Here is a 13,038-nt window from a genome sequence, read left to right as displayed (position 1 = left end):
ATAAGGGGAATTTCGTGTAACTAAAAGAAACCTGCTCATCGAATGTGCAGGTCAGCTTGATTCCCACCTTTTAAGTGAGGGGTAAGGGTCATAAGCCCACTGGTTCTTACCATTATCAATATACATTCCATAATGAAGATGTGGAGGGAACTTTCCGCTCGTTCCTTCTTTTCCGTACCCGGAGCTGCCGACATACCCGAGCAGGTCACCGGCTTTCACGATATCGCCCTGTTTCAGTCCTTTTTTGAAGCCTGAGAGATGGGCATAGTAATGATAGACGTTATGAATATCTCTTAACCCGACGCGCCATCCGCCATAGTCATTCCAACCAAGCGCTTCAATCTTACCGAAAGTTGTGGCTAGCACCGGTGTACCATAGCCTGCAAAAAGATCCGTCCCTTCATGCATGCGTCGGCCTCCCCAGCCCCGTTTTCCTCCCCAGGTACTTCTGTAACTGTATAAGTAATCTTTATGAAGTGGAAATACGTGTTTGTAAAGGTCGAGCGTATTAAAGTTTTGATACAGTTCAGCAATCGTCAGAATCTGACTGACAGATTCTTTACGTTCATAGTAGGCTTTAAGCGCTTCCTTAAAAGAACTGTAGCTGTTGATATAGTCCGCCATTGAACCGAATATGTCTTCCGGATCAGTCGGGTCCGCTTTCCCGTCCCCATTCATGTCCTGACCGATGCCCCCGAAAAATTTGATGAAATACGGTGACAGGTTTGACGTGTCAGGATGAAGGGGGCCGAACCAGCGTTCATCTGGAATCGTAAGTGCAAGGGGGCTTTCTTTTTTCTCAATATCCTGACGAAGCGGCTGGATATTCCGTTCAAACTGGTCAACAGCAGCCAGGTAATACCATGGCACACCCTGATGGTGATAAGCACTATAATAAATCAAACGTTCGTTTAGAAGCGTTGCGCGCTGATCTTGAGCAGATGCCGCTGAATAAAATAGCAGAAAGCTGATTGTCGCCGCTAATATTGTTTTCATTTGATCACCTCGGGAGTAGTATGTGCAGGTGAGTGGGAGAAGATGTAGTGATTGTTGTGGAGGACGTAGTGATCAGGGCTCAGGATGTAGTGATACAACCGGGAACTTGTAGCTTTCATCGGCTGATGTGTGGCAATCAGACAACTTTGATGTTATATCCACAAAGTTAGTTGCAGCAAGACCCCGCTTGGTGGTTCTGAGAAACTGAACGCCTGCTTCCGCTTTTCTTTGGATCTAGCTCCAGGCGCTAGCTCCTCGGGACATAAGCCACGCATCGGTAAACGGGAAAGTTCACCCGTTTTCCGCTCCGCATCTTATGCCTGTCGGAGCTGACCAAGCGCCTTCCGCTTTTCGATGGTGTCCAGCTCTAGCAGGCAGGTCTTCGAGTCATAAGCCACAATGAGAAAATGGGGAAGAACGCCCATTTCTCTCATTGCGTCTTATGCTTGTCGGACCTAAACGCCTGCTTTCGCTTTTCGATATATGACACTTGTCATATATCATTCCTTACACTCATGACTTATTTTGTTTCGGGGAAAGCTTTATGATGAGGTCATAAGAGTTACAGGAGGAGGAAAACATGAGTAAACAAAAAACAGCAGAGTTGCGAAAAAGTGTCTCTCCTTATGAAAAAGCAGATATGAAAGCAAGCATCAGACAAATGATTAACACGATACCGCCGTTCTTTATATTATGGTTTTTGGCCTACCAGAGTCTTGAGGTTTCTTATTTCTTAACGTTAGGTCTTGGGATCATTGCTGCAGGGTTTGTAGTAAGGATCTTTATTATCTTCCATGATTGCTGTCACGGTTCTTTCTTTAAAAATAAAAAGCTGAATAATCTGGTTGGAACGATCACCGGAATTGTCACGATGTTCCCTTATGAAAAGTGGAAGCGTGAACACTCTATTCACCATGCGACAAGTGGTAATCTTGATAAGCGCGGCACAGGTGATATCTGGATTATGACAGTGGAAGAGTACAAAAAGGCATCATGGAAAGAGCGTCTTTCTTATAGAATGTACCGTAATCCGCTTGTGATGTTCGGGCTTGGACCGCTTTATTTGTTCCTTGTGACTAACCGCATGAACAGAAAAGATGCGCGTAAAAAAGAGCGTAAGAATACGTACATTACAAATGCTTCTATCGTTGTTCTGTATACTGGAATGGTTTTATGGCTTGGCTGGGAAGCATTCCTGCTTGTTCACGGGCCGATCATGTTTATCTCAGGATTCCTTGGGATCTGGCTGTTTTATGTACAGCATCAGTTTGAGGATTCGTATTTCGAGGATGAATCTGAATGGGATTATGTTAAAGCAGCTGTTGATGGGAGTTCATTTTATAAGCTTCCGAAAGTGCTGCAGTGGGTAACAGGTAATATCGGGTATCACCACGTGCACCATTTAAGCCCGAGAGTGCCAAACTATCATCTTGAAAAAGCACATGAATCAACACCGCCACTTCATCAGGCAACGACCATTACGATGAAATCAAGTCTGGAATCAATTAAATTCCGTCTGTACGATGAATCACGTAAAACGTTTGTCAGCTTTAATGAAGTAAAAAGGCAGATCAAAAAAGAAAAAATGTCACTCGAACTGCGCCGCATGCAGACGAGGTCTTAACAATAGAAGCGCCCGCCGGTTCCTGTAAACCTGGCGGGCGTTTTCTGTTACAACTGTGCCGGTGAAGCCATTCAGCCTTCTGATCAGCCTTTCACCCGTGCTATACTGATAACAGGAGAAAGGCGGAGTTTACATGCAAAAATGGTATAATATTTTTCCGAAAAATACAGGTCTTAACATATATATATGGATCATCTTTTGTATGCTGCCATTTTATTTTATTTTCAGATCATCCGGCTGGGTAGAGATTATTACCGGTGTTGCGATGATTCTGGTGTTTTTTGCAGCATACAGACTGACGTACTTAACAAAGGGGTGGGTGAACTATGTCTGGGTTGGTATTGCGATTGCCATCAGTATCGCGATGACAATCCTGTTCGGCTTTGTGTACTTTGCGATCTTTCTATCGTTTATGATTGCGAGCGTGCAGCATAAGGTCGGATTTTTCACCCTTTATGGCATACTGGTCGGCTCGACGATTATTACCGTCAACATTGCGTTCTTTACGCAGGATCAATTGTTTTTCACACAGTTCCCGTTTGTACTGGTCAGTATTATCGGCGTGATTTTACTGCCGCTTAATTCATATAACCGGATTAAGAGGGAAAAGCTTGAAGGACAGCTTGAGTATGCCCAGAAGCGGATCTCTGATCTGATGGTGATGGAGGAGCGTCAGCGTATTGCGAGAGACCTTCATGACACGCTCGGGCAAAAACTTTCGCTGATCGGATTGAAAAGTGACCTGGCTGCAAAGCTGCTTGTTGCTAATCCGGACGGGGCTAAGAGTGAGCTGAACGATATCAATCAGACGGCCCGTACTGCGTTAAAGGAAGTGCGTGAACTCGTATCTGATATGCGCGGAACAAAACTTGATGAAGAGATGACTCATATCCGTGAGCTCTTACACGCAGCACAGATCAAGCCTGAAATCACAGGGAATCCACTGCTTGAGAATGTACCGCTTTTAGTAGAGAATGTGGTCAGTATGTGTGTAAAAGAAGCGATAACAAATGTAGTGAAACACAGCAGTGCCACGCATTGCAGAGTAGACGTTACACAGTTGCCGAAGGAACTCAAAGTAACAGTTGAAGATAACGGACAAGGGTTTTCAGGAGATCGCTCAGCTGAAGGGAACGGTCTGAGGGGCATGCGCGAACGCTTGGAATTTGTCAATGGAACACTTGATGTTGAAAGCGGACTTGGCACGGTGATTACTATTCATGTGCCGACTGTGCTGAGACAGGTGTCAAAGGAGGAAGCGCTATGATAAAGATTGTGTTAGCCGAAGATCAGACGATGCTGCTCGGTGCGCTTGGCTCCCTGCTGGATCTTGAAGAGGATATGGAGGTAATAGGCAAGGCTAAAAATGGTGAAGAAGCAGTTGAGATAGTGAAATCACTGAAGCCTGATATCTGCATTATGGATATCGAAATGCCGCTGAAAACTGGACTCGATGCCGCTGAAGAATTAAAAGATGAGCCATGCAGAATCATCATTTTGACTACCTTTGCACGTCCAGGCTATTTTGAAAGGGCCAGAAATGCAGGGGTGAGCGGATATTTACTGAAAGACAGCCCGAGTGAGGAACTGGCGCGTTCAATCCGGACGATCATGGAAGGACGCAGAATTTATGCGCCTGAACTTGTGGATATGGCGCTGACAGAAGCAAACCCGCTGACAGAACGTGAACGCGAAGTGATGGAACTGATCGCAGAAGGCAAAACAACAAAAGAAATTGCCGGCACACTCTTTATTACAAACGGAACAGTCCGGAATTATATATCAGTCATCCTTGATAAACTCGAAGTGTCTAACAGAATTGAAGCGATTTCCCGTTTCAGGGAGAAAGGCTGGTTTAAATAAAAAGGCTTTGTTAAAGTCCAATGTTGTCTTAGCACAGCTGTTGATTGGAGCGGAAGGGGGACGACTCCAGCAGGAGCAGCGTGACAGGTGAGACCCCGCAGGCGAAGCCGAGGAGGCTCACCGCACGCCCTGCGGAAAGCGTTCCCCCTGCAGCGGAAATCAACAGCCACCCTTTTACATAGCTAAATAAAATCAGACGCGGAGGTGCAGCATCTGCCATTTGGAAGACCTCCGCTCGGTATCTATACATATGAATGTGTTCAAATAAACCTATGACATGAAAAATCACGTATAATCGTATATAATAGAGAATATTAGAATATGTGAATTTATTCACAATATCGTCAATAATCAATGATCGGAGAGATTTGATCTATGAATCAACTTTCGCAATATGCGAAGCAATATAAAGGAACACAGCTGTTAATGACAGTCATTGCGATATTGACGGGCACAAGTATCATCGCCCAGGCATACTTTATCGTCAAAATTGTTGATGAAGTATTTTTGAATGGTTCATCATTTAGCAGTGTACTCCCACTGTTTGGATGGCTTGCAGTTGCACTGATTGCAAGAGCGATGCTGACTTTTGCTAATGGCCGGTCAGGTGCGTGGATGGCAGCGAAAGTGAAGAAGCAAATCAGAGAGCAGCTGCTTGAAAAATATGCGCGTAACCCTGTGCAGGCTTCACTTCAGGGGCAGTCAGGGCGTAAAGTCAGTGTATTGATGGATGCAGTTGATGAAGTGGACAGTTATTTCAGTAAATATATTCCTCAGTTGATTCTGACTGCTATTATCCCGCTGATGATCATAATCACGGCGTTCTGGTTTGACTGGATCTCTGGAACTGTGCTGTTGATTTCTGCACCGTTTATTCCGCTGTTCTTTATCATTATCGGAATTAAGACACAGAAAAAGTCTGAAGAGCAGCTTGAACAGCTATCTGCTTTTTCCGGAACATTTCTGGATACGCTTCAGGGACTGACCACACTTAAGCTGTTCGGTCAGGCGAAGAAACAGCGCGACACGATTGAAGACAGCAGCCTGAAATTCCGTGATGCCACGCTTGAAGTGTTGAAGATTGCGTTTATTTCATCGCTGGCGCTTGAATATATTTCGATGCTTGGTGTCGGGCTGATCGCACTCGAGCTTGGACTCAGATTAATTTATTTTGAAAGTGTTACGTTTTTCACAGCTTTCTTCGTCCTTGTCCTTGCACCTGAATTTTATGTGGCAATCCGTGAACTCGGTAATGCTTTCCACACGGGCCGTGGAAGTATCGGGGCTGTAAAGCTGATTGAAGAAGAACTGACTAAAGACGAAGATCGTGTGGTGTGGGGGAAGGAAAAGCTTGAAGCTGGTAAGCCTCCGCATATGACACTGAATCAGACCGCATTTCAGTATGGAGAGGACGGTTTTATGATCGGCCCGCTGGATGCTGAGTTCAAGCCATATGAAAATATTGCCTTGATCGGGAAAAGCGGATCGGGTAAATCGACTGCGCTTAACCTGCTGAGCGGTCTGATTGCGCCTTCTTCGGGCCAGATCATGTTAAATAGAAAAGCACTCTCTGAGTATGAGGAGAAGAGCTGGTTTGATCAGCTCAGCTATATTTCCCAGCAGCCGTTTATTTTCTCAGGAACGCTTGCTGACAATATTGCGATTGGCAGTAAACAGCAGGCAACCCGTGAAGAGATAGAATCTGCAGCTGAAAAGGCTGGGCTATCGCCTTTAATCAAAGACTTACAAAAAGGGCTTGATACACCAGTTGGAGAAGGCGGGAGAGGATTATCAGGAGGAGAAAAGCAGCGTCTTGCACTGGCACGTGCATTTTTGAAGCAGCCTTCAGTGATTCTTTTTGATGAGCCGACAACCGGTCTTGATCTGAAGACAGAACAGATTTTAACCGCCTCGATGGAAGAGTTATCGAAGCGGGCAACTGTGATCACAGTTGCTCACAGACTTTATACAATCAGACAGGCCGATCAGATTCTGATGCTTGAAGACGGGAAGCTGAAAACCCGGGGCGACCACACAGGTCTGTTAAAAGAGCCTGCTTATCAGCAGATGGTTCAGGGAGGTGCTGGTCATGAATGAACTCGGAATCGTCTTAAGACAGATTGCTGCTGAGAAAAAGAATGTCTGGTATTCAGTATTATTCGGTTATATTGGCGGAGTGACAGCAGCAGGGCTCTTTGCAGCAAGCGGTTATTTAATCTCTAAAGCTGCACTTCTGCCGCCTGTCTATACGCTGACACTGCTGATCGCATTTATCAAGGTCTTCGGATTAGTAAAAGCCGGGTCTAAGTATGGCGAGCGTATGGTGTCACACCGTGCAACGTTTAATATTCTGGCTGGTATACGTGTACGGTTCTTTGAGAAGCTTGAACCGCTTGCACCCGGTATTTTTCAGAAATTCAGAAGCGGAGATTTGCTTGCGCGAATAACAGGGGATGTTGAAAGTCTTCAGAACTTCTTCCTGCGCGTCTATTATCCACCGCTTGTATTAATATTAGTGTTCTTAAGTTCAATGATCTTTACTGCTTTTTATTCATTCTGGTTTCCGCTTATTTTTGCGGCAGGTCTTTTATTAACAGGGCTTGTCATACCGGCTGCATTCGCACTGCGCAGACAGAAAATAGAAGAGCAGGTGAGAGAGTCACGTGCTGCACTATCTACGTATACAGCTGAAGTGCTATACGGCTTCAGGGATCTGAAAATATATCAGCAGCTTGAGTCAAAAGAAGCCTCACTTCATCAGTCCGCTGCTGACTATATTGCCAATCAGGAACGCAGCAGCAGCCAGGGTATGTTCAACCAGTCTGTTAATCAGGCAGCGGGATTATTAATTTCCTGGGGTGTTCTTGCTGCAGGAGTTTACCTTGTTGGTGAAGGACAGCTGGATGGTGTGTTCCTCGCTATGCTTGTGATGCTGTCACTGAGCGTATTTGAAAATGCGGCACCAATGGCAGTTCTGCCACCGCACTTAGAAGACAGCAGGAAGGCATCATCCCGTCTGAATGAAGTGACGGATATGAAGCCGGTTAAAGCAGAGGAACCTTATGAGAGTCTGTCAGATGAAGCACCTGCTATTCGCTTTGATACCGTTTCCTACACGCATGAAGGAGAAGAGCGGCCGGCGGTGAAAGAGGCTTCGTTTTACATTCCGGCAGGATCCAAAACCGCAATTGTCGGCGCGAGCGGATCAGGTAAGTCGACGATCTTTCAGCTGTTACTGGGTGTGCTCAGAACGTCTGAAGGTGATATCAGTCTCCAGAATAAAACAATCAGGCATATTGAGTCTGAAGATATCTGGGAAAAATCAAATGTGGTGATGCAGGAAAATCATTTCTTCTTCGGGACCATCAGAGACAATCTTCAGATTGCAAGAGAAGGTCTGACAGACGAAGAAATGCTGTGGATGCTTGAAAAGGTAAGTCTGACGAAATTCTCACTTGATGATCCGGTACTTGAAAAAGGTGAAAACCTTTCAGGCGGAGAGCGTCAGCGTCTGGCGATTAGCAGAGCACTGCTCAGAAAGCGAAGCTTATGGCTGCTTGATGAGCCGCTGAGTTCCATTGACAATGTCACATCAGCAGAAATTATGCGCTACTTTGAAGAACGTACAGAGGATGCGACGGTATGCCTGATCAGTCATCAGCTGAGCGGACTTGAGAAAATGGACCAGATTCTGGTGATGGACGACGGACAGGTTGCTGAGCAGGGAACGTATGATGAACTGATGACTGCACGCGGAATGTTTTATGAAATGAAACAGATTGAACAGGAGATTTTAGTGTAAAACCGCCGATGAGGCGGTTTTTATTTTATGGTACGATAACCATACAATAGATTACAGGAGTCGAACGGACATGGCAGATTATTTTACAAGAAAAAAACGTGAGATTGGCGTGGAACTGAATGAGGTCCAAAAGCAGGCGGTCCTGCATGGGAACGGGCCTCTGCTCCTGCTGGCTTCACCGGGTTCCGGGAAAACCACAACGATTATGATGCGGATTGGCCATCTGATTGAAGAGCGTGGTGCAGATCCTGCCAGAATTAAAGGTGTGACCTTCAGTAAAGCTGCTGCTAACGATATGAAGCAGCGTTATAAAAGGATGTTCCCATCCCTTCCCGAAGTTGATTTTTCAACGATACACAGCCTTGCTTTTGCAGTGGTCAGAGATTATCTGAAAAAAGAGCAGAAATCATGGCAGTTGATTGAAGGTCCGATTGAAGACCCGGCAGATTACAAGGCGAATAAAAAACTGCTGCTCAGGACACTTTTCCAGCGTTTTAACAATGAAGCAATGACAGATGATCAGCTTGAGGAGATGTCAAACTATATCAGTCTGATTAAAAATAAGCTGCTTCCGCGTAAAAAATGGAGCACAGTTCAATGCGAAGTGGCGAATGCTGAGGCGATTGCAGCAGAATATGAAGCAGTGAAACGTCAGGAGCCTGACAAGCTGCTGCTTGATTATGATGATATGCTGACACTCGCGCTTGAAGCCTTTCAGTCAGATCAAAAGCTGCTCAGAAAATACCAGCAGCGCTACGATCATTTACTGACAGATGAAAGTCAGGATACATCACTTGTGCAGCATGCGATTGTTGAAAAGCTGGTAGAGCCACACCAGAACCTGTGTGTCGTTGCGGATGATGATCAGTCAATCTATACTTGGCGGGCTGCTGAGCCTCAGTATCTGCTTGATTTTAAAAAGGTGTATCCAAAAGCGGTTATTTTGATGATGGAGCAGAATTACCGCTCCACCCCTGAAATTGTGAACGCAGCGAATGAATTTATTAAGCGCAATAAAAACCGCTATGAAAAGAATATGTTTACAGAAAATGCAGAGGGAGAAGCTGTCCGGATTAAAGTATTTCCGGATTATGAGGATCAGGCTGCCTACCTTGCGCAGGAGCTGTCAAAGCTTGATGATTACCGGGATGCAGCAGTACTCTACAGAACGAATAGTTCTTCGATTCTGATTATGAATGAGCTTGAGCGTGCGGGGATTCCCTTTTATATGAAGGATTCAGATGTACGGTTTTTCAGCCACTGGATTGTAGAGGACATTCTGAACTTTATGCGGTTGACCTTTAACAATGGGCGGGTGGATCTGTTTGAAAAAATTTCAATGAAGTGTCTGGGATACGTAACGCGACAGCAGCTCTTTGAACTCAGAAAGCAGCCGGAAGAAGGATCAGTGTTTGACCGTCTGCTCCAGTTGAATTCCCTGAAAGATTACCAGAAGAAGCAGATTAACGGACTGAAACGGGCTTTTGTCAGAATGGAGGGCGGGGAGCCTTATCATGTGATCCGTCTGATCAGAGAGCAGGCAGGATATGACCGTGCGCTTGAAAAAATGAGTGAGAACCTTGGATTTTCGCTTGAATACCTGCACGATGTCCTGTCAACGCTTGAGCAGATTGCACGGAAGGAAACCGGTATGGTCGCATTCGCAAACCGGCTGAAGCAGCTGGAATCACTGCTTAAAACATCAAAGTTCAATAAGCATGAAAACGCCGTAACGCTCTCAACACTTCACAGTTCAAAAGGGCTTGAGTTCAAAAAAGTGTACATGCTCGATTTGATCGCTGATATTATTCCATCTAAGAATGATAAAACGGAACAGGATAAAGGTAATAGAGATCCGATGGAGGAAGCAGCAAGGCTCTTTTATGTCGGCATGACACGCGCTGAAAAAGAACTTGAACTGCTGTCCTACCGAAACCGTGCAGGCAGTAAAACGAATCCTTCTCCATTCCTGCTGAGAGTCAACAAAATCATTCAGCCGCCTGAATCAGAGCAGGTGGATGAGGGCAGAGTCCCTCAAAATCCGAATGCATTGCGGAAAGTATCTGACCTTGAAGTCGGCCGTAAAGTAAAGCACCGCGTATTCGGAACAGGACGCATTGAAGGATTTTCAGAAGACGGCCTTGAGATCAGGTTTTCTAAAGGAACAAAAAGACTCGCGATTGACCTGTGCCTGACCATGGGCCTGCTTGAACCGGCTGAATAATAAAACCGTCTGAGAAATCAGGCGGTTTTTTGTAAAACAAAAATGAAAGGTGTAATATGGAAATTGAAAAGGGGTGGTAAGATGCGTGAAGAAGTGGGGCAATGTATCAGATGCGGTAAAACAGTATATTGTGCAGATGGTTTCCTCGATGGCATCTATCAGGACAAGGATCTTTACTGTCATGAATGCTGGGAGGAAATGAACGATGAAGACAATTGAAGATGCGGCAGCATTAATTGCACGTGCCAATCAGGACGCAACTCAATACGTCGGTTATTGCGGAACTGATCAGGATGAAATTGCTAACACAATCCGTGAAGAATCGATGGATGATCACATGTACTGGATCGGAGATGATCTCTTAATGCTTGATTACGAAGAGGGCTCAGCTGAAATGTGGGGACCCTTTATTCAAAGTGACACAGACTGGTCAGAACGGGCGAATGAACTTCTAAAAATGGCTCCTGAAAACACAGACCTATACGGCTTTTACGGCAGCAAAAACCGCCGTGCCATTGAATGGATGAAGAGTATCGGTGCTGATAAAAAAGGGGAAGAAACCATTTTAAAAGCAGATCGTTTTTTTGATGAAGAATCAGCTTTACATATAAACATCCAGCCGTTTGAGACACAACAATTCGGTGCTTTTAAAAAATTGCACAATGACACTTTTCCTGATACATACTATAATGCCGAAACAGTGATTGAACGGTCAAATAAGGACCGTCCATTGCTGGTTGCATCAACTGATGAGAACTTAATCGGTTATATATATGCGGAATCTGACCCGGCATTTAAAGAAGCGTCAGTGGAGTATTTGGCAGTTACTGAACAGGCCAGAGGGAAGGGGACAGGCTATGCACTCCTTAGAGAAGTAATGAAGAAACTGTTCACTGATGAACAAACCCGGACAGTAACCCTTTGCGTCAGTAAATCCAACCAAACCGCAATCAGACTATACCAGCGCGCAGGTTTCAAAATTGATAAAGAGCTGGTTTACTTCAAAAAGCATATTTAATTACAGAAAAAGGGTGAGGCCATATGTCCCACCCTTTTGCATACTATTCGTCCATCCCAACTGAAACAAACTTCGTCTCAAGGAACTCCTCAATCCCCTGGTGACCGCCTTCACGGCCAAGACCGCTCTGCTTAAATCCGCCAAACGGTGCTTCAGGGGCAGATGGTAAGCCATCATTTAACCCGACAATCCCGTATTCGAGCTGTTCGCTGATACGGATCCCTTTTGAAATGTTTTCAGTGAATACATAAGCTGCAAGGCCATAGATGGAATCATTGGCACGTTCAAGCACTTCTTCTTCTGTCTTAAACGTGGTGATCGGTGCCACCGGGCCAAACGTTTCTTCATTCATACACAGCATATCATCTGTCACGCCGGAAAGAACTGTCTGCTTAAAGAACAGACCGTCACGTAGCTCGCCGCCTGTTTCAACAGTTGCGCCTTTTTCTTTTGCATCAGCAATATGCTTCTGAACTTTTTCGATTGCATCTTCATCGATAAGCGGTCCAAGATCAACGCCTTCTTCAAGACCATCGCCCAGTCTCAGTTCTTCAACCTTTTCAGTGAATCGTTTTGTGAATGCCTCAGCAATGTCCTCATGTACATAGATGCGGTTTGCACATACGCATGTCTGACCTGCATTTCTGAATTTAGTTGCGATCACTCCGTCTACTGCTTTTTCAAGGTCCGCATCATCCATCACAATCGCTGGTGCATGACCGCCAAGCTCCAGTGAGATTTTCTTCATTGTATCTGCTGCGCCTTTCATCAGTGATTTTCCAACTTCAGTTGAACCTGTGAAAGTCAGCTTTCTGACACGTGCATCTTCAAGCCATGCTTTACTGATATCAGAGGATTTTCCGGTTACGACATTTAATACGCCGTCCGGAATGCCTGCTTCTTTTGCCAGTTGAACAAGTCGGAATGCTGTAAGCGGAGTAGCTGTTGCCGGCTTAATGACTGCTGTACAGCCGGTTGCAAGAGCCGGTGCCACTTTTCTGGTAATCATTGCTGCCGGGAAATTCCATGGTGTGATGACTGCTGTCACCCCAACCGGCTGCTTGTGAACAAATAATCGTCTGTTCCCTTTTGAAGAAGGGATTGTTTCACCATAGACGCGTTTACCTTCTTCGGCAAACCATTTAATAAATCCGTTCGCATATGAAATCTCGCCGGCTGCTTCTTGTAGCGGCTTGCCCTGTTCGATGGTCATAAGGCGTGCAAGTTCGTCTGTATGCTCATCAATTAAGTCCGCCCATTTCATCAGCAGGGCGCTGCGTTCATATGTGTTGCGCTGAGACCAGTCTTTAAAAGCATGATGTGCTGCATCCACTGCTTGTACAGCTTCATCAGTCCCGCCTTTAGGAACTGTCGCAATCGTTTCTGTTGTAGCAGGATTAATCACATCAATTTTTTCGAGATCCTGTCCAGTCTCCTGCCCGTTAATAATATGAAGATATGTATCCAATGTAATCACTCCTGATTTTATGATTTACTCTATCTCTACCCTG

At 45.3% G+C, this 13,038-nt stretch carries 11 protein-coding genes; 8 read left to right on the top strand and 3 right to left on the bottom strand.

Going from position 1 to position 13,038, the window contains the following annotated elements; all coding sequences use genetic code 11:
• Window positions 1-51 precede the first annotated feature (51 nt).
• Window positions 52-996 (bottom strand): M23 family metallopeptidase, encoded by a 945-nt coding sequence (locus KP77_RS04105; RefSeq protein ID WP_041121451.1) that lies wholly within the window; start codon window positions 994-996, stop codon window positions 52-54.
• 580 nt (window positions 997-1,576) lie between these two features.
• Here KP77_RS04105 and KP77_RS04100 point away from each other — a divergent pair.
• From KP77_RS04100 to KP77_RS04090, 3 genes are all read left to right on the top strand, one after another.
• Complete coding sequence (locus tag KP77_RS04100) at window positions 1,577-2,620, top strand: fatty acid desaturase (RefSeq protein WP_041121450.1); 1,044 nt, start codon at window positions 1,577-1,579, stop codon at window positions 2,618-2,620.
• Window positions 2,621-2,753: 133 nt separating this feature from the next.
• Entirely contained in the window at window positions 2,754-3,887 is a 1,134-nt protein-coding gene (locus KP77_RS04095; protein WP_041121449.1) for a sensor histidine kinase, read from the top strand.
• A complete protein-coding gene (locus tag KP77_RS04090; protein WP_041121448.1) occupies window positions 3,884-4,483 on the top strand; it encodes a response regulator transcription factor in 600 nt (199 codons plus the stop codon). Before KP77_RS04095 ends, KP77_RS04090 begins: the two co-directional genes overlap by 4 nt.
• 28 nt (window positions 4,484-4,511) lie before the next feature.
• Here the strand turns inward: KP77_RS04090 and KP77_RS18080 are convergent, their stop codons facing one another.
• A complete protein-coding gene (locus KP77_RS18080; RefSeq protein WP_041121447.1) occupies window positions 4,512-4,703 on the bottom strand; it encodes a hypothetical protein in 192 nt (63 codons plus the stop codon).
• A gap of 155 nt (window positions 4,704-4,858) precedes the next feature.
• On the opposite strand from KP77_RS18080, the gene cydD reads away from it, so the two are divergent.
• The 5 genes from cydD to KP77_RS04065 all read left to right on the top strand — a co-directional run bounded on the left by cydD (window position 4,859) and on the right by KP77_RS04065 (window position 11,527).
• The gene (gene cydD, locus KP77_RS04080) at window positions 4,859-6,580 is read left to right on the top strand and encodes a thiol reductant ABC exporter subunit CydD (protein WP_041121446.1); all 1,722 of its coding nucleotides are present in this window, start codon (window positions 4,859-4,861) and stop codon (window positions 6,578-6,580) included.
• Window positions 6,573-8,285 (top strand): thiol reductant ABC exporter subunit CydC, encoded by a 1,713-nt coding sequence (gene cydC, locus KP77_RS04075; protein ID WP_041121445.1) that lies wholly within the window; start codon window positions 6,573-6,575, stop codon window positions 8,283-8,285. The genes cydD and cydC overlap by 8 nt, the downstream gene beginning before the upstream one ends.
• 70 nt (window positions 8,286-8,355) lie before the next feature.
• A complete protein-coding gene (locus KP77_RS04070; protein WP_041121444.1) occupies window positions 8,356-10,509 on the top strand; it encodes an ATP-dependent helicase in 2,154 nt (717 codons plus the stop codon).
• A gap of 81 nt (window positions 10,510-10,590) precedes the next feature.
• Window positions 10,591-10,728, top strand: coding sequence for a hypothetical protein (locus KP77_RS18300; RefSeq protein ID WP_200889046.1), 138 nt, complete (start codon window positions 10,591-10,593; stop codon window positions 10,726-10,728).
• Complete coding sequence (locus KP77_RS04065) at window positions 10,715-11,527, top strand: GNAT family N-acetyltransferase (protein ID WP_041121443.1); 813 nt, start codon at window positions 10,715-10,717, stop codon at window positions 11,525-11,527. Before KP77_RS18300 ends, KP77_RS04065 begins: the two co-directional genes overlap by 14 nt.
• 43 nt (window positions 11,528-11,570) lie before the next feature.
• Here KP77_RS04065 and KP77_RS04060 read toward each other — a convergent pair whose 3' ends face one another.
• Entirely contained in the window at window positions 11,571-12,995 is a 1,425-nt protein-coding gene (locus KP77_RS04060) for an NAD-dependent succinate-semialdehyde dehydrogenase (RefSeq protein WP_041121442.1), read from the bottom strand.
• Between the last annotated feature and the right edge of the window lie 43 nt (window positions 12,996-13,038).

Source organism: Jeotgalibacillus alimentarius (assembly GCF_000829445.1).
Lineage (GTDB): Bacteria > Bacillota > Bacilli > Bacillales > Jeotgalibacillaceae > Jeotgalibacillus > Jeotgalibacillus alimentarius.
This window is presented reverse-complemented; position numbering and strand designations above follow the sequence as displayed.